Origin of the sequence: Hydrogenophaga palleronii (assembly GCF_031457455.1) — a bacterium.
GTDB classification, from domain to species: Bacteria; Pseudomonadota; Gammaproteobacteria; order Burkholderiales; family Burkholderiaceae_C; genus Hydrogenophaga; species Hydrogenophaga palleronii_A.
In genome coordinates, this window is record NZ_JAVDWU010000007.1 from 91,434 (window position 1) to 113,037 (window position 21,604).

At 64.4% G+C, this 21,604-nt stretch carries 19 protein-coding genes and 1 pseudogene; 13 read left to right on the forward strand and 7 right to left on the reverse strand.

Going from position 1 to position 21,604, the window contains the following annotated elements:
• Positions 1-211: 211 nt before the first annotated feature.
• From J2W49_RS16590 to J2W49_RS16630, 9 genes are all read left to right on the forward strand, one after another.
• Positions 212-1,762 carry a sugar ABC transporter ATP-binding protein gene (locus J2W49_RS16590; protein ID WP_310318622.1) on the forward strand — a complete coding sequence of 517 codons (1,551 nt, stop codon included), beginning with the start codon at positions 212-214 and terminating at the stop codon, positions 1,760-1,762.
• 59 nt (positions 1,763-1,821) lie between these two features.
• Positions 1,822-2,820: an ABC transporter permease gene (locus J2W49_RS16595; protein ID WP_310318624.1), complete on the forward strand. Its 999-nt coding sequence runs from the start codon at positions 1,822-1,824 to the stop codon at positions 2,818-2,820.
• Positions 2,821-2,914: 94 nt separating this feature from the next.
• On the forward strand, positions 2,915-3,856 hold the full coding sequence (locus tag J2W49_RS16600) for an ABC transporter substrate-binding protein (protein ID WP_310318626.1): 942 nt from the start codon (positions 2,915-2,917) through the stop codon (positions 3,854-3,856).
• 128 nt (positions 3,857-3,984) lie between these two features.
• Positions 3,985-4,839, forward strand: a complete 855-nt coding sequence (locus J2W49_RS16605; protein WP_310318630.1) for a fumarylacetoacetate hydrolase family protein — start codon at positions 3,985-3,987, stop codon at positions 4,837-4,839.
• 20 nt (positions 4,840-4,859) lie between these two features.
• A complete protein-coding gene (locus J2W49_RS16610; protein ID WP_310318632.1) occupies positions 4,860-6,158 on the forward strand; it encodes an L-fuconate dehydratase in 1,299 nt (432 codons plus the stop codon).
• Positions 6,155-7,045 (forward strand): L-fucono-1,5-lactonase, encoded by an 891-nt coding sequence (locus tag J2W49_RS16615; protein ID WP_310318633.1) that lies wholly within the window; start codon positions 6,155-6,157, stop codon positions 7,043-7,045. The genes J2W49_RS16610 and J2W49_RS16615 overlap by 4 nt, the downstream gene beginning before the upstream one ends.
• Positions 7,046-7,082: 37 nt before the next feature.
• Positions 7,083-7,859 (forward strand): L-fucose dehydrogenase, encoded by a 777-nt coding sequence (locus J2W49_RS16620; RefSeq protein ID WP_310318636.1) that lies wholly within the window; start codon positions 7,083-7,085, stop codon positions 7,857-7,859.
• Between the two features lie 27 nt (positions 7,860-7,886).
• Complete coding sequence (locus J2W49_RS16625; RefSeq protein ID WP_310318639.1) at positions 7,887-8,225, forward strand: L-rhamnose mutarotase; 339 nt, start codon at positions 7,887-7,889, stop codon at positions 8,223-8,225.
• A gap of 333 nt (positions 8,226-8,558) precedes the next feature.
• A complete protein-coding gene (locus tag J2W49_RS16630; protein ID WP_310318642.1) occupies positions 8,559-8,903 on the forward strand; it encodes an RNA recognition motif domain-containing protein in 345 nt (114 codons plus the stop codon).
• Between the two features lie 183 nt (positions 8,904-9,086).
• Here J2W49_RS16630 and J2W49_RS16635 read toward each other — a convergent pair whose 3' ends face one another.
• The 3 genes from J2W49_RS16635 to J2W49_RS16645 form a co-directional block, all read right to left on the reverse strand.
• Positions 9,087-10,067, reverse strand: a complete 981-nt coding sequence (locus J2W49_RS16635; RefSeq protein ID WP_310318646.1) for a hypothetical protein — start codon at positions 10,065-10,067, stop codon at positions 9,087-9,089.
• A 10-nt stretch (positions 10,068-10,077) separates the two neighbouring features.
• Positions 10,078-10,845, reverse strand: a complete 768-nt coding sequence (locus J2W49_RS16640; protein WP_405001043.1) for an ABC transporter permease — start codon at positions 10,843-10,845, stop codon at positions 10,078-10,080.
• Positions 10,846-10,918: 73 nt separating this feature from the next.
• The gene (locus J2W49_RS16645; protein WP_310318649.1) at positions 10,919-11,932 is read right to left on the reverse strand and encodes an ABC transporter ATP-binding protein; all 1,014 of its coding nucleotides are present in this window, start codon (positions 11,930-11,932) and stop codon (positions 10,919-10,921) included.
• A gap of 271 nt (positions 11,933-12,203) precedes the next feature.
• Here J2W49_RS16645 and J2W49_RS16650 point away from each other — a divergent pair, with 271 nt between their 5' ends.
• The 4 genes from J2W49_RS16650 (at position 12,204) to J2W49_RS16665 (ending at position 18,318) form a co-directional block, all read left to right on the forward strand.
• Complete coding sequence (locus J2W49_RS16650) at positions 12,204-13,874, forward strand: ShlB/FhaC/HecB family hemolysin secretion/activation protein (protein ID WP_310318652.1); 1,671 nt, start codon at positions 12,204-12,206, stop codon at positions 13,872-13,874.
• A 75-nt stretch (positions 13,875-13,949) separates the two neighbouring features.
• Entirely contained in the window at positions 13,950-16,385 is a 2,436-nt protein-coding gene (locus J2W49_RS16655; protein ID WP_310318654.1) for a two-partner secretion domain-containing protein, read from the forward strand.
• A 268-nt stretch (positions 16,386-16,653) separates the two neighbouring features.
• Complete coding sequence (locus tag J2W49_RS16660) at positions 16,654-17,157, forward strand: L,D-transpeptidase (protein ID WP_310318658.1); 504 nt, start codon at positions 16,654-16,656, stop codon at positions 17,155-17,157.
• A 63-nt stretch (positions 17,158-17,220) separates the two neighbouring features.
• Positions 17,221-18,318, forward strand: a complete 1,098-nt coding sequence (locus tag J2W49_RS16665) for a PA0069 family radical SAM protein (RefSeq protein ID WP_310318660.1) — start codon at positions 17,221-17,223, stop codon at positions 18,316-18,318.
• 8 nt (positions 18,319-18,326) lie between these two features.
• Here J2W49_RS16665 and J2W49_RS16670 read toward each other — a convergent pair whose 3' ends face one another.
• The 4 genes and pseudogenes from J2W49_RS16670 to J2W49_RS16685 all read right to left on the reverse strand — a co-directional run bounded on the left by J2W49_RS16670 (position 18,327) and on the right by J2W49_RS16685 (position 21,500).
• The gene (locus tag J2W49_RS16670) at positions 18,327-18,491 is read right to left on the reverse strand and encodes an oxidoreductase-like domain-containing protein (RefSeq protein WP_310319170.1); all 165 of its coding nucleotides are present in this window, start codon (positions 18,489-18,491) and stop codon (positions 18,327-18,329) included.
• Between the two features lie 93 nt (positions 18,492-18,584).
• Positions 18,585-18,839: pseudogene (locus tag J2W49_RS16675) on the reverse strand (DUF1653 domain-containing protein); the annotation flags it as partial.
• Positions 18,840-18,885: 46 nt separating this feature from the next.
• Positions 18,886-19,800: a universal stress protein gene (locus J2W49_RS16680; RefSeq protein ID WP_310318663.1), complete on the reverse strand. Its 915-nt coding sequence runs from the start codon at positions 19,798-19,800 to the stop codon at positions 18,886-18,888.
• Entirely contained in the window at positions 19,797-21,500 is a 1,704-nt protein-coding gene (locus J2W49_RS16685) for a cation:proton antiporter (protein WP_310318666.1), read from the reverse strand. Before J2W49_RS16685 ends, J2W49_RS16680 begins: the two co-directional genes overlap by 4 nt.
• Between the last annotated feature and the right edge of the window lie 104 nt (positions 21,501-21,604).

Here is a 21,604-nt window from a genome sequence, read left to right on the forward strand (position 1 = left end):
CGCGCCGCTTCGCGTGCCTTGCAGGCCGCAGCATCGACGGAGTCGATGCTTCTTCGGGCTGTCCAAGCCTGCGCAGGCAGGCTCGGAGCCGCGGCCCTCAGCCCCCTCCAGGGGGCGGCACTGGCCGTCCGGCAAAGCCGGCCCGGCGGTGCCACTGGACTGGACCGTTTCATGCGTCGTGGGTCGCGCGCTTCGCGGTGGAGCAACTGACATGACCAGCCTGTCCAGCCAAGGCCCCGCCGTGACACCACTGATTTCGGTTGAGAACCTCAGCAAGTCGTTTCCCGGCGTCAAGGCGCTGGACAAGGTGCGGTTCGACCTGCGCCCCGGCGAAGTTCACGCGCTGATGGGTGAAAACGGCGCGGGCAAATCCACACTGATGAAGATCCTGGCAGGGGTCTACCGCAAGGACAGTGGCGAGGTGCGGCTCGATGGTGAACCGGTGGAGATCGAGAGCCCGGCGCACGCGCAGTCGCTGGCCATCGGCATCATCCACCAGGAACTGCACCTGATGGCGCACCTCACGGCGGCGCAGAACATCTTTCTGGGGCGTGAGCCGCGCAAGGCCGCAGGCCTGCTGCTGGACGAAGACCAGCTCAACCGCGACACCCAGGCCCTGTTCGACCGCCTGCACCTGGTGCTCGCGCCCACCACCCCGGTGGGCGAACTCACGGTGGCACGCCAGCAGATGGTGGAGATCGCCAAGGCGCTCTCGTTCAAGACGCGCGTGCTCATCATGGACGAGCCCACCGCCGCGCTGAACAACGCCGAGATCGGCGAGCTGTTCCGCATCATCCGCCAGCTTCGCAGCGAGGGCGTGGGCATTGTCTATATCTCGCACAAGATGGACGAGATCCAGCGCATCGCGGACCGCGTCACCGTGATGCGCGACGGCGCCACCATCGACACCGTGCCCGCCGACACCCCGATGGCGCAGGTGATCGCGATGATGGTGGGGCGCTACCTGGAGCACGCCGACAAACACATCCCCGACACCTCGGCCAACGAGGTGCTGCTGGAGGCGCGTGGCCTGACCCGGGGCCGCGCCATCCGCGACGTGAGTTTCTCGGTGCGCCGCGGTGAGATCGTCGGCTTCGCCGGCCTCATGGGCGCAGGGCGCACGGAAGTGGCGCGCGCGGTGTTTGGCGCCGACCCGCTGGACGCCGGCGAAATATTTGTGCGCGGCCAGCACGTGCGCATCCGTTCGCCGCAAGACGCGGTACGCGCCGGCATGGGCTATCTTTCCGAAGACCGCAAACACTTTGGCCTGGCCACGGGCATGGACGTGGAATCCAACATCACCTTGCCCAGCCTCAAGCGCTGGCTGAAGTGGGGGATGTTCCTGAACCGCGCGGCGATTCACCAGGTGTCGCAGCAGATGGTGGAGAAGCTGCGCATCAAGACGCCTTCTCTCACCCAGACCGCGCGCCTGCTGTCTGGCGGCAACCAGCAGAAGGTGGTGATCGCGAAGTGGCTGGTACAGGACTGCGACATCCTGATCTTCGATGAGCCCACGCGCGGCATCGACGTGGGCGCCAAGAGCGAAATCTACAAACTGCTGATCGACCTGGCCGCGCAGGGCCGCGCCATCGTGGTGATCTCATCCGAGCTGCCCGAGGTGCTGCAGCTGAGCCACCGCGTGCTGGTGATGTGCGAGGGCCGCATCACCGGCGAGGTGCCGGGCAGCGAGGCAACGCAGGAGAACCTGATGGCCCTGGCCACCCGGCGCGAGGCGGCCACCGCGCCAGTCACCGAGCACTGATCACCACGCACGGATGCCCGGATCACCAACACACCGAAAAAGAAACCCTGGATCTCACGATGACCCCACCTGCCAAGTCTTCCTGGTTGTCCCGTCTGGCGAGCGCACAGGCCAAACAAAAGCTGCTGGCCTTCGCCAGCCTGATCGCGCTGATCGTGGTGTTCAGCGTGCTCAAACCTGAAGCCTTCATGACGCAGGACAACTTCATTGGCATCCTGCAGTCCACCACGGTCATCGGCGTGCTCGCCATCGCCAGTACGTTCGTCATCATCACCTCGGGCATCGACCTCTCGGTGGGCGTGCTGATGACCTTCTGCGCCGTGATGGCAGGCGTCTTCATCGTCAACCTGGGGCTGCCCCTGCCGCTGGGCATCGTGCTTGCGCTGGCCATGGGCGCACTGTCGGGCTGTGTGTCGGGCCTGGTCATCACCAAGCTCAAGGTGCCGCCCTTCATTGCCACGCTGGGCATGATGATGCTGCTCAAGGGCCTGTCCCTGCTGATCACGCAGACGCGCCCCATCTACTTCAGCGACGTGGAGGGCTTCGACCAGATCGCGCTGGGTTCGCTCATCGGCGAAGTGTTCCCCTCGCTGCCGATTCCCAACGGCGTGCTCATCATGTTTGTGGTGGCCGTGGTCTGCGCCGTGGTGCTGAACAAAACGGCGCTGGGCCGCTACACCTTTGCACTGGGCAGCAATGAAGAAGCGGTGCGCCTGTCGGGCGTGAACGTGGACCGCTGGAAAGTCATCGTCTACACCTTTGCCGGCACCATCTGCGGCATCGCCGGCCTGCTGATCGCCTCGCGGCTGAATTCGGCACAACCGGCCCTGGGCCAGGGCTACGAGCTGGACGCGATTGCCGCCGTGGTCATTGGCGGCACCTCGCTCAGCGGCGGTGTGGGCACCATCCTGGGCACCCTCATCGGTGCTTTCATCATGAGCGTGCTGATCAATGGCCTGCGCATCATGTCTGTGGCGCAGGAGTGGCAGATGGTGCTCACCGGGCTGATCATCATCCTGGCCGTCTACACCGACAACCTGCGCCGCAACAAGAAATAGGGAGACCGTGCCGCGCCACAGCCCTCTACCTTGCCCCTTGCTTTCCCCGTCCCGCGATTCCGTTCAACAAACATTTTTTCAACAGGAGACAAACATGAACACAAAGAGAAAACTGCTGGCCCTGACAGCCGGCCTGGCCTTGGCCGGCTTCACCAGCTTCGCGTCGGCTCAGGAGATCTACATTCCCCTGGTGTCCAAGGGCTTCCAGCACCAGTTCTGGCAGGCCGTGAAGCAAGGCGCCGATCAGGCCGGCAAGGACTACAAGGTGAGGGTCACCTTCGAGGGTCCCGAGACCGAACAGCAGGTGGACAAGCAGATCGACATGCTCTCGGCCGCCATGGCCAAGAAGCCCTCCGCGATCGGCTTCGCCGCACTCGACAGCAAGGCCGCCATCCCGCTGCTGCGCAAGGCCAAGGCCGCCAACATCCCGGTGATCGCGTTTGACTCGGGCGTGGACAGCGACATTCCCGTGACCACGGCCACCACCAACAACCTGGCCGCCGCCGCCCTGGCCGCCGACAAGCTGGCCGAGAAGATCGGCGGCGAAGGCGAAGTGGCCGTGATCGCCCACGACCAGACCAGCCGCACCGGTGTGGACCGCCGCGACGGCTTCCTCAACCAGATCAAGGCCAAGTACCCCAAGATCAAGGTGGTGGACGTGCAGTACGGCGGCGACCAGCTGAAGTCGGCCGAGATTGCCAAGACGCTGGTGCAGGCGCACCCCAAGCTCAAGGGCATCTTTGGCACCAACGAACCTGGCGCCATCGGCGCGGGCAAGGGCATCAAGGAAGCCAAGAAGAGCGGTATCGTGATCATCGGCTTCGACTCCGGCAAGGCCCAGAAAGACATGATCAACGACGGCACCATCGCCGGCTCCATCACCCAGAACCCGGTGGGCATTGGCTACAAGACAGTGGAAGCGGCCGTGAAGACACTCAAGGGAGAAAAGCTGCCCACGATCATCGACACCGGCTTCTACTACTACGACAAGTCGAACATGAGCGACCCCCAGATCTCGGCCGTTCTGTACGACTGATCCACCACCTACCAACCCACTCCCGCTCCGCTCCAGAACACGGCGGAACCGGCTTTGCCGGGCCGCTCGTGTTGCCCCCTGGGGGGTGACGCGCCCTGGCGCGGCGCGGGGGCATTCAAGGACTCACTGTGAAACTCTTGCGCTATGGTCCCGCCCGCCAAGAAAAGCCTGGCTTGCTGGACGCCCAGGGTCGCGTGCGCGACCTCTCCGGCGTGATCGCCGACGTGGCCGGTGCGGCCCTGCTGCCCGAGAGCCTGGCGCGCCTGCGAAGCCTGAACATCGACAGCCTGCCGCTGGTGGCCGGCACGCCGCAACAGGACCTGCGCCTGGGTGCCTGCGTGGGCCAGGTGGGCAAGTTCATCTGCATCGGACTCAATTACTCTGACCACGCGGCCGAGAGCGGCATGCCCGTGCCGCCCGAGCCGGTGGTGTTCAACAAATGGACCAGCGCGATCGTCGGCCCCGACGACAACGTGGAGATTCCCCGCGGCTCGGTGAAGACCGACTGGGAAGTGGAGCTGGGCGTGGTCATCGGCCAGGGCGGGCGCTACATCGAGGAAGCCGACGCGATGTCTCACGTGGCGGGCTACTGCGTGGTGAACGATGTGTCCGAACGCGAATACCAGCTCGACCGCAGCGGTACGTGGGACAAGGGCAAGGGCTGCGACACCTTCGGCCCCACCGGCCCCTGGCTGGTGACCACCGACGAAGTGCCCGACCCTCAGGCGCTGCGCATGTGGCTGGAGGTGGACAGCAAGCGCTACCAGGACGGCAGCACCGCCACCATGGTCTACGGCGTGGCCTTCCTGATCAGTTATCTGAGCCGTTTCATGAGCCTGCAGCCGGGTGACGTGATCTCCACCGGCACCCCCCCGGGCGTGGGCCTGGGGCAGAAGCCACCGGTGTACCTGCGCGCCGGGCAGACCATGCGCCTGGGCATCGAGGGCCTGGGTGTGCAGACACAAACCACTGTCCAAGCCTAGACCTCCGACACAGGTACCCCATGAGCGTCATTGTTTCCCTGCGCGTTATCGACGTGCGCTTTCCCACGTCCCAGCATCTGGATGGCTCGGACGCAATGAACCCAGACCCGGACTATTCCGCGGCCTACGTGGTGCTGGAAACCGACCAGTCCGGGCTCGAAGGCCACGGCCTGACCTTCACCATTGGGCGCGGCAATGAAATCTGCTGCGCCGCCATCGAAGCCATGCGCCACCTGGTGGTGGGCCTGGACATGGACTGGGTGGCCGAGGACATGGGGCGCTTCTGGCGCTACATCACTTCCGACAGCCAGCTGCGCTGGATCGGCCCCGACAAGGGCGCCATCCACCTCGCCACGGGCGCGGTCGTCAACGCAGTGTGGGACCTCTGGGCCAAGCAGGAAGGCGTGCCGGTGTGGGAGCTGGTGGCGCGCATGAGCCCGGAAGAGATCGTCAAGCTGATCGACTTCCGCTACATCACCGACTGCATCACGCCTGAAGAAGCGCTGGCGCTGCTCAAGGCGCGCGCCGTGGGCAAGGAAGAGCGCTGGGCCACGCTGCAGCGCGAGGGCTACCCCTGCTACACCACCTCGGCCGGCTGGCTGGGCTACGACGACGACAAACTGCGCCGCCTGTGCCAGGAGGCTATCGACGCGGGCTTCAACCACATCAAGCTCAAGGTGGGCCGCGACAAGGCCGACGACATCCGCCGTCTGCGCATCGCGCGCGAGGTGCTGGGACCGGGCCGCCACCTGATGATCGACGCCAACCAGGTGTGGGAGGTGAACCAGGCGGTGGACTGGGTGCGCGAACTGGCCTTTGCCAAGCCCTGGTTCATCGAAGAGCCGACCAGCCCGGACGACATCGAAGGCCACCGCGTGATCCGCGAGGGCGTGGCGCCGGTCAAGGTGGCCACGGGCGAGATGTGCCAGAACCGCATCATCTTCAAGCAGCTCATCATGCGCGGCGCGATCGACGTGGTGCAGATCGACGCTTGCCGCCTGGGCGGTGTGAACGAGATCCTCGCGGTGATGCTGATGGCGGCCAAATACGGTCTGCCGGTGTGCCCGCACGCCGGCGGCGTGGGGCTGTGCGAGTACGTGCAGCACCTGTCGATGATCGACTACCTTTGCATCGCCGGCACGCGCGAAGGTCGGGTGATTGAATTTGTGGACCACCTGCACGAGCACTTCAAGGATCCTTGCATCATCCGTGGCGCGGCCTACATGCCGCCGCGGGCCCCGGGCTTCTCGATCGAGATGAAGCCAGCGTCATTGAAGCAATACCAATACCAATACCAATTCCAGCCCCAGGCCGCATGAAGATCGACACCCACCAGCACTACTGGCACTACAACGCACCAGCGTTTCCCTGGATCAGCGAGGCCATGCCGGCACTGCGGCGCGACTGCCTGCCCGAGGACCGCGCGCTGGCCATGCGCACAGCGGGGATTGATGTCGCGCTGGCCGTGCAGGCGCGCACCGACACCGCCGAAACCGACTTCCTGCTGCAGGTGGCCACGCAGCACTCCGAGGTGGTGGGTGTGGTGGGCTGGGCCGATCTGCGTGCAGACGACCTGGAGCCCCGGCTCGACGCCTGGAGTGCCCATTCGGCTTTCAAGGGCTTGCGCCACATCCTGCAGGACGAGCCCGATGTCCGGGCCTGGGTGGACGAGCCGCTGAACCGGCGCGGTCTGCGCACGCTGCAGAATCGGCAACTGGTGTACGAGGTGCTGGTCTTCGAGCACCAGCTGCCTTCGGTCATTCTCTTTTGCGCCCGACACGACCGACACTGGCTGGTGCTGGACCATGTGGGCAAGCCCGCGCTACGCAATTGGGCCACCGGCGATCGAGAGCTCAGGCAGCACTGGCGCCAGCACATCCGGCAGCTCGCAGCGCTCTCGCATGTGATGTGCAAGCTCTCCGGCGTGGTGACCGAAACCGCCTGGCAGCACCAGCCCGCGCTGACACCGCAGGACATCGAAAACACTCTGTGGTGCTTCGACGAAGCACTAGAAGCCTTTGGCCCGCGCCGGCTGATGTTCGGCTCCGACTGGCCGGTGTGCCAGCTCGCCGCGTCGTACGAAGCGGTACAGGGACTGGCCCAGCGGTGGGCACAGTCCCGCCTGAGCGCATGGGAGCAGGACGCCTTCTGGCGCGGCAATGCCATGCGCTGCTACGGCCTTACCGTGCCGGTATGCACCACCTGATCGCTTAAGCACAGCAACAACCCGATCATCATTGCCCATGGACCTGCATCTCAAAGACAAGATCGTCATCGTCACCGGCGGCGCCAGTGGCATTGGCGGCGCCATCTCGCTCACCCTGGCGCAGGAAGGCGCCGTGCCCGTGATCCTGGGCAAGAGCCAGATGTCGGCGGAATTCACGCAACAGCTGCAGGCCACGGGTGCGCGCCACCGGTTCATCCAGCTGGAGCTGACCGACGAAGCCGCCTGCGCCGCTGCGGTGGCCCAGACGGTGAGCGAGTTCGGCCGCATCGACGGTCTGGTGAACAACGCGGGCGTCAACGACAGCGTGGGCCTGGACGCCGGGCGCGACGCCTTCATCGGTTCGCTGGAGCGCAACCTGATCCACTACTACGTGATGGCGCACCATTGCGTGCCGCACCTGAAGGCCACGCGCGGCGCCATCGTCAACGTATCGTCCAAGACCGCGCTCACCGGCCAGGGCAACACCAGCGGCTACACCGCGTCCAAGGGTGCACAACTGTCGCTGACGCGGGAGTGGGCGGCGTCGCTGTTGAACGACGGCGTGCGCGTGAATGCACTGATCCCGGCCGAGGTGATGACCCCGCTGTACGCGCGCTGGATCCAGTCCTTCGAAAACCCCGAAGAAAAGTTGGCCAGCATCACGCGCAAGATTCCGCTGGGCCAACGCATGACGACCCCAGAGGAGATGGCGCGTACCTGCGTGTTCCTGCTGTCCGACGCCTCGTCCCACACCACCGGGCAATGGGTGTTTGTGGATGGGGGCTACACCCACCTGGACCGCGCGCTGTCCTGAGCCATCCACGGAAAAGAAAGAACACGCATGCGCTACGCACTCGCACTTGATCTGGTGGACGACGCTCAGCGCATCGCCGAGTACGAACAAGCCCATCAACGCATCTGGCCCGAGGTGCGCGACCACCTGCGCGCGCAGGGTGTGCTGGACATGGAGATCTACCGCCTGGGCACCCGCCTGTTCATGGTGATGGAGGTGGATCCCGCCGTGTACAGCGTGCAGGGAATGGCCGAGGCCTCGCAGGCCAATCCGGTCATCCAGCGCTGGGAAACACTGATGTGGACCTACCAGGTGCCCACGCCCTGGACGCCGGCAGGGGAGAAATGGGTGTTTATGGACCGCATCTTCTCCCTTGCCGGCCAGTAGGTATCCATGGGCGCCTCTGCTGCTGGCAGGGCGCCTTGGGGACACATTCCCGGGAAAGCCACCATCGGGTCGTGCGAGGTGGAGGTGCACCGATACCCTCGCCTTGAGCACTTCAACAGTAGAAATTTGTCGCCAGATGCCGTGTTTGATGTTTTTTGGAGAAAGAATGGGAGAGGTTGGGTGGCCATGGGTGCACAATGGCAACGCGCGGGCGAACAAGTCCGCGCATCTTTCAGGTGATCGGTCAGTTTCGCGCGCTACGGCGGCACCTTCCAGGTTTGTTGTGCTTTCGGGACCCCATCGCTTTGTTTTATGTGTATCTGAGGAGTCCCCATGGGCAATAAACTTTACGTCGGCAACCTGCCGTACACCGTCCGCGACGAAGACTTGCAACAGTCTTTCAGCGAATTCGGCTCTGTCACCAGCGCCAAGGTCATGATGGAGCGCGACACCGGTCGCTCCAAAGGCTTTGGTTTCGTCGAAATGGGCAACGATGCCGAGGCGCAAGCCGCCATTCAGGGCATGAACGGCCAGTCACTGGGTGGCCGCAGCGTCACCGTGAACGAAGCCCGTCCGATGGAGGCACGTCCTCCCCGCACTGGCGGCTACGGTGGTGGCGGCGGTGACCGCTCCGGTGGCGGCGGCTACGGCGGCGGTGGCGGTCGCGGCGGCTACTGAGCCAAGACCCCATTGCCCCTTGGCCTCAGCCCCGCGCTGAGGTCAACCCGAAAGGCTTCGAAACGCAGGTTTCGAGGCCTTTTTTTCGCATGCCACGTCATCTCAACAAGCTGGTCATAGACGAGATACAGATCTGCCTTCCAAGCGTCCCTCGTTCTTCGCCGGTACCGCAGTCGGTCGCCATCAAGCGATGGGCATTCCCTGGCGAAGGGCTCGTGTTTCGCGGTCGTGCAACTCCACCACCGGCATCACGTCAATATGCTCGGTGGCTGAACCCAGAGACTCGACGAACCGGCATGCAGAAAAAGCACGGGCCTGGGCCTCGTACCTCTCGATCCAAGCCTCCCGCACGGGCAGGTGTTCGGGGTTCACTGGCCAGATCCCCGGACGCGGACGCATATGAGCCCTCACGCCGATGCGCCAAGGCTTGGCCGTGAGGCGTGCGCGGAAGCAGCGCTGGTTGATGCACATGCGGACGTATCGCGGATCGGCGCCAACGGCCGAAAAGAACTCCTGCGCTTCTGGTGCGTCTGCACGGAAAGTCTGATGTGTGGCAAGTACCCGAAGCCCTGCTGGTGTGCGGTAGACCCGAACGCCCCACAGCGGATGCTGGGTCAGGTATGCATTCAGACGACGGCGAGCCATGGCCTCGCGACCACCCTGCGTCGCCACCCATATGGCATGGGCGCTGGCCGCCAGCGCGTAGGCCAGCAGCAATGAAGCGAAGGCGCCCACCAAGGCTACGGATGCGCTCTGCATCCACAAACCTGCCATCAGTGAAGTGGTCAGCAAAACAGCCATACTCCAAGCGGTCCAGCGGCGTGGGACGTTCGAAGCGAAGTCAATGTCGGCGAACAACACATGGGGAGTGTTCAAGCAGTGGGCGCCATAGGCATTTCGAGTGATTACGGTCTCACCCAGGCGGGTCAGTACCTCTTCGCGTATGGGCACGCCATCTGCCCCGTTGTAGGCAGCCTTCTTTTCACGGCGGTCCAGTTGCCTGCCCGACAGGAGATCTGTCAGGGCCTCGTTGGCGCGCTGCTCGGCCATGGCTTGTGCTTCTGCCTCGGATTCGAGCGACCAGCCAAAGCGGCGAACGGTGATTTGCTTGGAGGATGTCTTGTGTTGGCGACGGGCCTCAGCCCAGTGGTTGGGAACAATCATCGAGTGATTTTCAACGACGGATCCTGTGCCCCGTCTTGAACACCCACCACACCACACCCAGGCAGGCCAGCATGAAGGCCAGCGTCATGGCCGTGCTCACGGCGATGTGCACGTCGGCCGCGCCGTAGAAGGCCCAGCGCAGGCCGCTGATGAGGTAGACCACGGGGTTGAACAGCGAGACCGTCTGCCACACCGGTGGAAGCATGTTGATGCTGTAGAACGCGCCGCCCAGGAAGGTGAGCGGCGTGATGATGAGCAGCGGGATCACCTGCAGTTTCTGAAAGCTGTCGGCCCACAAGCCGATGATGAAGCCGAACAGGCAGAAGGTGACGGCGGTGAGCACCAGGAAGCCCACCATCCACACCGGATGGGCGATCTCGTAAGGCACGAACACGCGCGCGGTGATCAGGATCAGTGTGCCCAGCATCAGGCTTTTGCTGGCGGCCGCGCCCACGTAGCCCATGAGCACCTCCACCCAGCTCACCGGGGCGCTGAGCAGTTCGTAGATGGTGCCGGACCATTTGGGCATATAGATGCCGAAGGAGGCGTTGGAAATGCTCTCGCTCAACAGCGAGAGCATGAGCAAACCGGGAATGATGTAGGCGCCGTAGCTCACGCCGTCGATCTCGCCCATGCGCGATCCAATGGCCGTGCCAAAGACGATGAAATACAGCGAGGTGGAGAGCACCGGCGCGATGATGCTTTGCATCCAGGTGCGGAAAGCGCGGTTCATCTCAAACTGGTAGATGGCGCGCGCGCCGTGCAGGTTCAGATTCATAAGGCCCCTATGCTGGTCGCTTCGTGTACTGCGCTGTCCCCCAAGTGGGTGTGAGCTTGCGTTGCTCTCATGCTCATGCTGTCACCCTCCGATCGGTGTGAGGTTCTGGATGCTTTTCTTTCGCCACATCGGCCTTGGTTTCGTGGACCAGGCTCACGAAGATGTCTTCCAGCGAGCTTTCGCTGGACTGCAGGTCTTTGAAGTGGATGTCTTCTGCGCTCAGGGCGGCCAGCAGCTGGGCAATACCGGTGTCGTCCTTCTGTGCGTCGAAGGTGTAGGTCAGGATCTGGCCGTCTGCCGAGAGCGCGAGCGACCACCCAGCCAGCGAAGCGGGCAGGTTGGTCACAGGCTGCTGCAGGGTGAGCACCAGTTGCTTCTGGCCCAGCTGGCGCATGAGGGTGTGCTTGTCTTGCACCAGGATCAGTTCGCCCTTGCGGATCACGCCGATGCGGTCGGCCATGTCTTCGGCCTCTTCGATGTAGTGCGTGGTGAGGATGATGGTGGTGCCGGCTTCGCGCAGCTTGCGCACCATGCGCCACATGTCGTGCCTCAGTTCCACGTCCACACCGGCGCTGGGTTCGTCCAGGAACAGCACCTTGGGTTCGTGTGACAGCGCCTTGGCGATCAGCACACGGCGCTTCATGCCGCCCGAGAGCGCCATGATCTTGGTGTCCTTCTTGTCCCACAGCGAGAGGTCTTTCAGCACCTTCTCGATGTAGGCCGGATCAGGTGCCTTGCCGAACAGCCCGCGGCTGAAGTTCACCGTGGCCCACACGGTCTCGAACGAATCGGTGTGCAGCTCCTGGGGCACCAGGCCAATGAGCGATCGCGCTGCGCGATAGTCGCGCACGGTGTCATGGCCGTCGGCCGTCACGCTGCCTTCGCTGGCGTTGGCCATGCCGCAGATGATGCTGATCAGCGTGGTCTTGCCCGCGCCGTTGGGGCCGAGCAGGGCAAAGATCTCGCCCCGGTGGATGTCGAGGTTGATGTTCCGGAGCGCCTGGAACCCGCCTGCGTAGGTCTTGCTGAGATTGCGCACGCTCACGATGGCATCGCCGGTAGGCGCCGCTTGGGAAGGAGGGGTCATGGTGTCTCTGTGGGCAGGGGATGTGCCGCATCTGGGCAAAGCAGTCATTGTGACCGCTTGATCAAAACCCGCGGTGACGTGCGGGCTCGGTGCGGCATGTGCCGCCTGTGCCGGAAAACGGCGCCACGAATTGGCCGGCGTGTGACCGATTCCGTGCAAAAGGACCGAACAAATGGAGGTGTGTCGTCTTTCCGTGCGTTGGGGTACAGACGGCGTCAGTCGCGGCGCGCAGGCTGGGCCCATACATCACCTCTCTAGCCAAAGGCCTTCCGTGCTCAAAAACCTTATGCTGCCGGTCGCTCTTCTGGTGCTGAGTCAGGTCGCATATGCCCAGCAGCCACCCAGTGCGGGCAGCCAGCTCCGGCAGATTCCGCCGGCACCCGCGCCGCAGGAACTGGCGCCGGACATCCGCATCGAGTCTGGTCCCACACCCGCCACACCTGCGTCTGACGCGGTCAAGATCATGGTCAATCGCTTGCAGGTGACTGGCGCGACCGTTTACCTCGAAGCCGAACTGCTCGCACTGACCGGTTTTCGGCCCGGCAGCGAACTGAGCCTGGCCGACTTGCGCGTCATGGCTCAGAAGATCACCGACCGCTATCGCAGCCAGGGGTACTTCCTGGCTCAGGCCTACCTGCCGGCCCAGGAGATCAAGGACGGCGTGGTCGCCATCGCCGTGATCGAGGGCCAGTTCGGCAAGATCGACGTGCGCAACAAAAGCACACTGTCCGACGCCCAGATCCAGCGACAACTGGAGGGGCTCAACAGCGGCGACACGATTCTTATCGCGCCAATCGAGAGCCGGTTGTTGCGGCTGTCAGACACGCCCGGCGTGAAAGTCAGCTCGACCCTGACCCCAGGGGCATCCCTCGGCACCTCCGACCTGATCGTTGACGTGGTGCCGGGCAAGCGCGTCTCGGGCAGCATCGATGCCGACAACGCCGGCAACCGCTACACCGGCGAATACCGCGTGGGGGCCACGCTGAACCTGAACAACCCGGCCGGGCTGGGCGACGTGGCTTCACTGCGGGCGCTGACCTCAGGCCCGGGGCTGACCTATGCGCGGGCCTCCTACCAGGTGCCGGTGGGCCGGGCGACGGTGGGTGTGGCCTACAGCTGGTTGAACTACGAACTGGGCAAGGAGTTTGCGTTCGCGCAGGCCACTGGAACGGCCAGGATCGCAAGCGTGTACGGCACTTACCCCCTTATCCGCACGCGCAACACCCATCTGCACGCCGGCCTGGCCTTTGACGCCAAGACGTTTCAGGACAAGCGGCCACTGAACCCGGACATGCCGGTGGAAGACAAGAAGGCCCAGGTGCTGATGGCGAGCTTGCGGGGTGAACACCGCGACCAACTGGGCCGGGGCGGGGTGACCGGCTTTTCACTGACCTGGTCGACCGGCAACATCGATCTACAAACGCCCGGTCTGGTACTGGCCGACGCGCCGGTGCAAAGCAACGGGCATTTCAACAAGCTGGGCTTGCACGCCTCGCGGCTGCAAAGCGTGACCGACACCGTTTCGCTCTACGCCGGTGTCAGCGGCCAGTTGGCCTCGAAGAACCTCGATGCGTCCGAAAAGATGGGGCTGGGCGGCATGTACGGCGTGCGGGCCTACCCGGAAGGCGAAGCCTATGCTGACCAGGGCTACATGGCAACCCTCGAAGCCCGGGTGCGGCTGCCCAAACCCGATCAATTGCCCGGGCAGCTGCACCTGATCGGCTTTGTCGACACCGGCAGCGTGACCATCAACAAGAACCCGTGGTCGCACGCTACGCCGAACACCAGAACCCTGCACGGCGCCGGTGTGGGCGTGAACTGGGCTGAGCCCAACAACTTCGCGGTGCGGGCGTACTACGCCCGCAAGCTGGGCAATGAACCTGCCACCTCGGCGCCCGACAAATCGGGCCGGTTCTGGATCCAGGCCATCAAGTATTTCTGAACCTGTCCAGCGCGGGCCTGGCCTGGGCTGATGTTGCTCCGAAGTCGAGCCTTGAAGAAACCGCGAAAGAACGCCATGAACCGTATTCACCGATCCATCTGGAACGACCAGACCGGCACCTTCGTGGCCGTGGCTGAAAACACCCGCAGTGCCGGCAAGAAGGGCTCGTCCTGTTCGTCAGCCGCTGCGGCGGCTGGCGCTTGCTTCAGGCTGAAGGCCCTGGCCGTTTCGCTGATGCTGGCCTGCGGGGGAACTGCTTTTGCGCAACCCACAGGCGGCACGGTCTCGGCAGGCAGTGCCACCATAGGGGGCACACCCGGCGCCATGGTCATCACCCAGACCACGGCCAACGTGGCCATCAACTGGGAGAGCTTTGGCATCCAGGCCGGCGAGTCGGTTCAGTTTGTGCAGCCAGGCACCAGCTCGGTGGTCATGAACCGGGTCGTCGGTCCGGACCCCACGAGCATCCTGGGCAGCCTCACATCCAACGGCAAGGTGTTCCTGGTCAACCCCAACGGCATCCTTTTTGGCCCGAGCGCTTCAGTCAATGTGGGCGGGCTGGTGGCATCCACGCTGGGCATTTCCGATGCCGACTTCATGGCCGGCAACTACACGTTCTCTGGTGCGGGCACAGGATCGGTGGTCAACGAAGGCGAGATCACCGCAGCCGACGGTGGCTACGTGGCGCTGCTGGGTGCGAATGTGAGCAACGACGGGGACATCGTCGCCCGGTTCGGTACGGTCGCGCTGGCCGCTGGTGATGCGATGACGCTGGACATGGCGGGTGATCAGTTGCTCAGCGTCACCGTCGACGAGGGTGTGGTCAATGCACTGGTGGAAAACGGCGGCTTGATCCAGGCCGATGGCGGCCGGGTGCTGATGACCACCCGGGCCGCAGGCAGCCTGTTGTCCAATGCGGTCAACAACACCGGCGTGATTCAGGCGCAGACGATTCTCAGCGAAGAGGGCACCATCCTGCTCACAGGCGGCCTGGAAAATGGCGATGTGACCGTGGATGGCACCCTGGACGCTTCTGCGCCCGGCGGTGGTGATGGCGGTTTCATCGAAACCTCCGCAGCCGATGTGAAGATCGCCACCACGGCGACCGTGACCACGCTCGCGCCCACGGGTGAAACAGGCGAGTGGCTGATTGGCTCGCAAGACTTCATCATTGAAGACACGCCCACGGCCAACTTTTCTGCAACCACGCTTTCAGACATGCTGGTGACCAACAGCGTGACCATCAGCACGGCCACTGATGCCGATGGCGAGCTCATCCGCAGCTTGTCGACGTCCGATCTTTACGCTCCGGCGGCCGGCGGTGGCGGCATCAAAGTCAACGATGCCCTCGTATGGACAGCAAGTTCCACCCCGACGACGCTGACCTTGTTGTCCGGTCGCGATGTGATCATTGATGCCCCCATCACCGCGACCAACGGCAACCTGGCCGTTTGCTGTGGTCGCGATGTGGATGTGATGCTGGGCGCTGACATCACAACGACCAATGGAAGTGTGTTGCTGGGTGCCGGGAGGGACATCGATCTGAGCGCCGCACTGACCACCACTAACGGCAATGTCACCATGTGCGCCGCCAACGATATCGTCATCAGTGGTGAGATCACCCTGACCCACACCACGTCCATCATTGACGGGCAAAGCCTGGGCCTGCCTTTGGGACTGGTGCTGGCCGCCGGGTATGGCGCTGGCGCCCCGGGCCCTGACGGTGGAACGGTTGCATTTGCGCCGTTGGCGCCGCCAGCGACGGTCACAGGTGCGCCGACCACAGTCATCTACAACCCGGACGCCTACACCACGCCTACCGACTACGCCCCCAACTTCACCGGCGCGGCACCCGTTCAGCGTATGCTGGTCTATGCCCAGGCCGAGGACAAGGTCGCCGACGGCAACACCACGGCCACCATCTTGCCTTTGCTGCAGGGTGACCCGGAGGGCGATGTGTCGTTGGTGGCGGGTTCCGGCAACGCCGCCAACTTCAATACCGCGACCGTCGGCACGAACAAGCTCGTGACCTTGAGCGGTTACAGCCTGAGCGGCGCAGACGCCAGCCAATATGCGCTCGCAGTCCCTTGCTGCGGGCCCGCCGTGTCCAGGACAAGCGCCAGCATCACGGCGGCACCAGCACCAGCACCAGCACCAGCACCAGCACCAGCACCAGCACCAGCACCAGCACCAGCACCAGCACCAGCACCAGCACCAGCACCAGCACCGCCACCGCCACCGGTGGCCGCTGCCACGGTGGTGTCGTCTCAGCTTGTGGACACCGGGTCCCTGCCTTCCCTGATGTCGCCATACACACGGGCCGCCTTCGTTTCACAGGGCTACGTTTTCACGATGTCGCCAGCAGCACCTTTGCCCCATTCAACCCTGGTGGTGGAGGCTCCGGCGGAGAAGGAGGCGCAGGCAGCTGAGGTGCCGCTGGCATCGCCCATTGCAGTGCCGCTCCCCATCTACCGAGCGCCGGTGCGCGTTCCCAAACCGGAACGGAACTGAGCCCACGGTGGGGACAATTGAAAAAAGGCAAGGGTCTTCAGCCGATAAATGGCTTTGGGGATGGCTGCTTGTCTGTTTGATCGGCGCGCAGGCTCATGCGGCCCAGGATGAGGCGCCACAACCCGTCCAGAAAGGGGAGCAAGCGCAATTCCCCGAGAGCGCCCAGCGCTCGAGACGGGCCGACTTCAACCAGATCAGAGCCTCCGAAGATGCCCGGCTCCTGGCCCATTGGGTGGTGGGTTCGGGCGATAACCTGAACAAGCCTTTTGTGATCGTTGACAAGCGGGAAGCCAGGGTGCTCGTGTTCGATGCCAGGGGGAAGTTGCGGGGCGCATCCCCCGCGCTGATTGGACTGGCCATCGGCGATCACTCGGTGCCCGGCATCGGCGACAAGAAGCTGTCGGACATTCGCCCGGAAGAACGCACCACGCCGGCAGGCCGTTTTGTGGCTCATCTGGACAAGAACCTCAGGGGCCAGGAAATGCTCTGGGTGGACTACGACACAGCCGTCTCCCTGCACCCGGTGGTCAAAGGCCATCCCATGGAGCGCCGTGCTCAAAGGCTGGCCAGTTCTTCGCCGGCAGAGCGGCGCATTTCCTACGGGTGCATCAACGTTCCCGCGCATTTTTACAAGCAGGTGGTGAGCCCTGCCTTTACCGGGACGGACGGCATTGTTTATGTGCTGCCCGAAGTTCGATCCATGCAGGAGGTTTTCGGGACCGACGATGGCTGGAAAGAAGGCAGCCGGCAGAGCAAGGGCATCCACAGGTAGCTCTCCCGGTGGTTTGGCGCTAAAGTATGGATGTATATCCAGTAGTTTGCCGGCGCCGCTGCCATGACCCACGATCACATTCCCATCCACGTCCTCAAGGGCCGCGGCATCGCCCACCACCAGCCACACCGGTTTGAGGCCGACACGCGTGCTGCGTTCGACGATGGCTGGGGCACGCTTGATGAGACCGTGGCTGCTGGCGAAGAGGCGGCAGCCCCCGCCACCCAGGTCAGCTTTGAAGAAGCGCGCAGCGCCATCACTCGCAATGCATCGCCCGACCTCGGCTTCACGCTGGGCCTGAACCCGTACCGGGGCTGCGAGCACGGCTGTGTGTACTGCTACGCCCGCCCCACCCACAGCTACCTGAACCTCTCGCCCGGGCTGGACTTTGAAACCCGGCTGGTGGCCAAGCGCAACATCGCGGCGGTGCTGCGCGAAGAGCTGTTGCGCCCGGGCTTTGTGCCTGAGCGACTGGCGGTGGGCACCGTGACCGACGCCTACCAACCCATCGAGCGTGACTTGCAGCTCACGCGCGAGGTGCTGGCCGTGTTGAGCGCCGCACACTTCCCGCTGGCCATGGTGACCAAGGGCAGTGGCGTGGAGCGCGACCTGGACCTGCTCGCCCCCATGGGAGCCCAAAGGCTGGCGGCGGTGTACGTGACCATCACCACGCTCGACGCGAAGCTCGCGCGCATTCTGGAGCCACGCGCCGCCGCACCGCACCGGCGTCTGCGCACCATCCGCACGATGGCCGAGGCGGGTGTGCCCGTGGGCGTGAGCGTGTCGCCCCAGATCCCGTTCATCAACACCGACATGGAACAGGTGCTGGAAGCCGCCTATGAAGCCGGCGCGCGCCGGGCCTTCTATCAGGTGCTGCGCCTGCCCTGGGAGCTCAAGCCCATGTTCCGCCAGTGGCTGCAGCTGCACTACCCGGACCGGGCCGAGCGCGTGATGGCCCGCGTGCAGGACCTGCACGGCGGCAAGGACTACGACGCCGACTTCGCCACGCGCATGAAGGGCCAGGGCATCTGGGCCGATCTGCTGCGCCAGCGCTTCACCAAAACCTGCGACCGTCTGGGCTTCAACCGCGACCGTGAACCGCTGGACCTGAACCAGTTCCGGCCGGCGGCGCTGCGGGGGCAGCGTGATCTGTTTGGTTGACGGCGCGCTCAGGCCGCAGCTTGAGGAGGCTTTTGGCTGATCAGTTCAATCGCATCGTCCCGCCAATAGCCCATGGCGTTGTAGAAGCCTTCCCACACACAGCCGTTGCAGCCGCGTTCGCAGCAGGTGGTGGGTTCGGGCGGCGGTGGGCGCAGGGCGGCGTCCAGGTCCATGCCCCGGCGCTGCGCCTGGTCGCGCAGATAGGCCACCAGGGCGTGCGCGGTGGGCAGGTCGGCCAAAGGCACTTCGGCGGGGTTCCAGGGCACAAACCGGCGCTGATGCCGCCCGTCGAATTCCGCGCTTTGATTGAACATGGCGGCCGGGCGCACCCACAGGCCCAAGCCGCCGTACAAGGCGCGGTACACGGTCATGCCCTGCAGGGTTTCGCTGCAGCGCACTGTGTCGATCACCGCGTACCAGCCACCTTTGTAGTGGCGGTACAGGCCCGGTGGCGTGGCGTCCAGCGGGGGCAGGTCGGTGTCGGTGGGATCGGACGCGGGCGTGACGGGTGAAAAGCTCATGGCGACCGGATTGTCACCGATCGGTCCGGCTCCATGTCCGGCTGCGTCAGTCGCCGTGATGGGTGGATACCAGCACGTCCACCTCGGCTTCCGCCAGCACATGTCTGGTCACGCTGCCCAGCAGCAGTTCTTCTGCCGCCTGGCGCCCGTGCTTGCCAATCACGATCAGGTCGCAGGCGCGTTCGCCGGCCTGCATGAGGATGTGCATGGGCGCATCGCCTTCGGTCAGGCTCAGGGTGAACTGGTCGGGCAGCAGGCTGTGGCGGTCCACAAGGGCTTCCAGGTGGTCGCGGGCGTCTTGCCTGGCGCGCTCGCGGTAGTGGCTCAGGGTGGCGTCGTCCACACCCGCAAAGCGCAGTTTTTCTTCGAACGGAATCGAGAAGCTGTGCATGAGCACCAGGTGTGCGCCGGGGGCCACTGCGCGTGCGACGTCCACCGCATGCTCAGACCATCTGGAAAAATCCAGCGGCACCAAAACGCGCTGGTAGGGCGCACTGGCTTCGGTGCGCACCGCCAGCAACGGCACGTTTGTCTTGCCCATCAGGCGCTCGGCGGTGGTGCCGATCAACAGGTGGTGCAGCGGGTTGGTGCCGCGCACACCCACCACCACAAGGCCAGCTTCCACCGCGTCAGCCTGCTCGCAGATCTCGCTCACCGGCGGCCCCTCAACGATGTGTGTGAGCAGGATGAGGTCACCACCCAGTTCGCCCAGCAACCGGACCCCTTCGTCGTCCAGGCGTTTGCGCGTCTGTTGCGACATGCGCACCTGCCACAGCTTGCTGTTGTCCAGCCAGGCCTTCATGTCGTCAAGCAGGTTGCCGTGGACCACGTGCAGCAGATGCAGGGGCAGCGACTGGTCGCGGGCGATGAGGGCGGCTCGGTCGGTGGCGCGCCTGGCCGCCGTTGAAAAGTCCGTGGCGACCACGATGGCGTTGAGGTCGATCTTGTTGCGTGTGGTCATGAGGGTTCCTGTGCGGGGGCGTTGGGGGTGTCGCTCACATCATGCACCTGCAGCAAAGCTTCGCACATCTTGTGCGTGGCCTGCTCTGCCGCATCGTCGAACAGGTTGAACACGCGGTCAATACCTGCGGCGGCCAACAAGGCAGATTGTGTCTCGTCGCGCACGGCCACCGCCACCTTGCCGGTGTAGCCGCTGGCGCGCAGCGCATGCAGCAAGGCACGGTTCGATTCGCCCGAGGGCAGCGTGCTCACCACCCAGCGGGTGTGTGGCAGCGGCAGCGATTCAAGGAAGTCCGGGTCTTCCACATCGCCAAAGCGCACCGGCAGACCCCGCTTGTGCCAGTCGCGCACAGCTTCCGGGTCGAAGTCCACCCCCACGGCCTGCACACCCTGCGCGCGCAGGCGCTGCAGCAGGCGGCTGCCGTAGCGCCCCATGCCGAAGACCAGAATGTCGGCGCCAGCCTGCGCATCCTGCCGGTCTTCCACCGCCATCTCCCGAAACGGCGTGGAACGCTCGAACACCCGCAACCAGGGCGCCAGCCAGTCGAACAGGTGGTGCGAGTAAAGGATCATGTAGGTGGACAGCGTGATCGTGATCAGACCCACCAGCGTGGTCAGCCCCAGCGCGGTCACGCCCACGTGGCCCAGGGTGATGCCCATGGCCACGAACACGATGGAGAACTCGCTGATCTGCGCCACCGTGAGTCCGGCCAGAAAGCCGGTGCGACGCCGGTAGCCCATGAAGCCCATGATGGCCATCACGATCAGGGGATTCCCGATCAGCACGAACACCGAGAGCACCGCCGCCGCGCCCAGTTCAGCACCCAGCGTGGACATCTCCAGCTTGGCGCCCAGGTCGATGAAGAAGAACAGCAGCAGGAAGTCACGTATGCCGGTCAAGCGCGCATTTACCGATTCGCGGTAGGGGGTGGAAGCGAGCGAGAAGCCGGCAAGGAAGGCGCCGGCTTCCTTGCTGAAACCCGCCCACTCGCCCAGCGCGGCCAACGCCACGCCCCAGGCCAGCGCGAAGATCAGCAGCAACTCCTGCGATTTCGCCATGATGGCCACTACGCGTGGCAACACGTAACGCATCAGCACCGCCATCACCACCACCGCAGCCAGCACACGCCCCGCCAGTGATGCCGCCACCGTTACCCAGCCCAGCTCACCTGCCGCGTCCGCCTCAGTGACCTTGAGTGCGCTCATGGCCATCATGGCCAGCACCACCGCCAGGTCCTGCACGATCAGAAAGCCCACCGCGATGCGACCGTGCAGGCTGTCGAGTTCGCGCTTGTCCGACAGCAGCTTGACGATGATGATGGTGCTGGAGAACGTGAGCGCCACCGCCACGTACAAGGCCTCCACTGGCGGCTTGCCCAGCAGCAGGATGAGCACGAAACCAAAGACGATGGTGAAGGCCAGCTGCCCCAAGCCCGTGGCCAGCGCCACCGGGCCGATGTGGCGCACATGCTGCAGGTCCAGCTTCAGGCCCACCACGAACAGCAGCACCGTGACGCCGATCTGCGCCAGCAGGTCGATCTGGTCGTGCGCCTGCACCAGCGAAAAGCCCGCCGGGCCCAGCGCAATGCCAATGACGATGTAGGCGATCAGTACCGGTTGCTTGAGCCGCACAAACAGCGCACCGGCCAGGGCGGCGGCCATCAGCAACAGGGCGAATTCTGTGAAAGGCGCGGCATGCATCGAACCATTCTAGGAACGAAGGCCGGACAAGTGGTTGATCATGGGGCTTGACAGTGCCTTCTGTCTTGGCAGGCCGACGCGGTGTTCTCCTGCCCGGCGCCTGA

Excerpts from the sequence above, each read along its gene's own strand:
- J2W49_RS16590 (WP_310318622.1), top strand. The coding sequence starts at position 212 with ATGACCAGCCTGTCCAGCCAAGGCCCCGCCGTGACACCACTGATTTCG.
- J2W49_RS16595 (WP_310318624.1), top strand. The coding sequence starts at position 1,822 with ATGACCCCACCTGCCAAGTCTTCCTGGTTGTCCCGTCTGGCGAGCGCA.
- J2W49_RS16600 (WP_310318626.1), top strand. The coding sequence starts at position 2,915 with ATGAACACAAAGAGAAAACTGCTGGCCCTGACAGCCGGCCTGGCCTTG.
- J2W49_RS16610 (WP_310318632.1), top strand. The coding sequence starts at position 4,860 with ATGAGCGTCATTGTTTCCCTGCGCGTTATCGACGTGCGCTTTCCCACG.
- J2W49_RS16615 (WP_310318633.1), top strand. The coding sequence starts at position 6,155 with ATGAAGATCGACACCCACCAGCACTACTGGCACTACAACGCACCAGCG.
- J2W49_RS16620 (WP_310318636.1), top strand. The coding sequence starts at position 7,083 with ATGGACCTGCATCTCAAAGACAAGATCGTCATCGTCACCGGCGGCGCC.
- J2W49_RS16625 (WP_310318639.1), top strand. The coding sequence starts at position 7,887 with ATGCGCTACGCACTCGCACTTGATCTGGTGGACGACGCTCAGCGCATC.
- J2W49_RS16630 (WP_310318642.1), top strand. The coding sequence starts at position 8,559 with ATGGGCAATAAACTTTACGTCGGCAACCTGCCGTACACCGTCCGCGAC.
- J2W49_RS16635 (WP_310318646.1), bottom strand. The coding sequence starts at position 10,067 with ATGATTGTTCCCAACCACTGGGCTGAGGCCCGTCGCCAACACAAGACA.
- J2W49_RS16640 (WP_405001043.1), bottom strand. The coding sequence starts at position 10,845 with ATGAATCTGAACCTGCACGGCGCGCGCGCCATCTACCAGTTTGAGATG.
- J2W49_RS16645 (WP_310318649.1), bottom strand. The coding sequence starts at position 11,932 with ATGACCCCTCCTTCCCAAGCGGCGCCTACCGGCGATGCCATCGTGAGC.
- J2W49_RS16655 (WP_310318654.1), top strand. The coding sequence starts at position 13,950 with ATGAACCGTATTCACCGATCCATCTGGAACGACCAGACCGGCACCTTC.
- J2W49_RS16665 (WP_310318660.1), top strand. The coding sequence starts at position 17,221 with ATGACCCACGATCACATTCCCATCCACGTCCTCAAGGGCCGCGGCATC.
- J2W49_RS16670 (WP_310319170.1), bottom strand. The coding sequence starts at position 18,491 with ATGGACCTGGACGCCGCCCTGCGCCCACCGCCGCCCGAACCCACCACC.
- J2W49_RS16680 (WP_310318663.1), bottom strand. The coding sequence starts at position 19,800 with ATGACCACACGCAACAAGATCGACCTCAACGCCATCGTGGTCGCCACG.
- J2W49_RS16685 (WP_310318666.1), bottom strand. The coding sequence starts at position 21,500 with ATGCATGCCGCGCCTTTCACAGAATTCGCCCTGTTGCTGATGGCCGCC.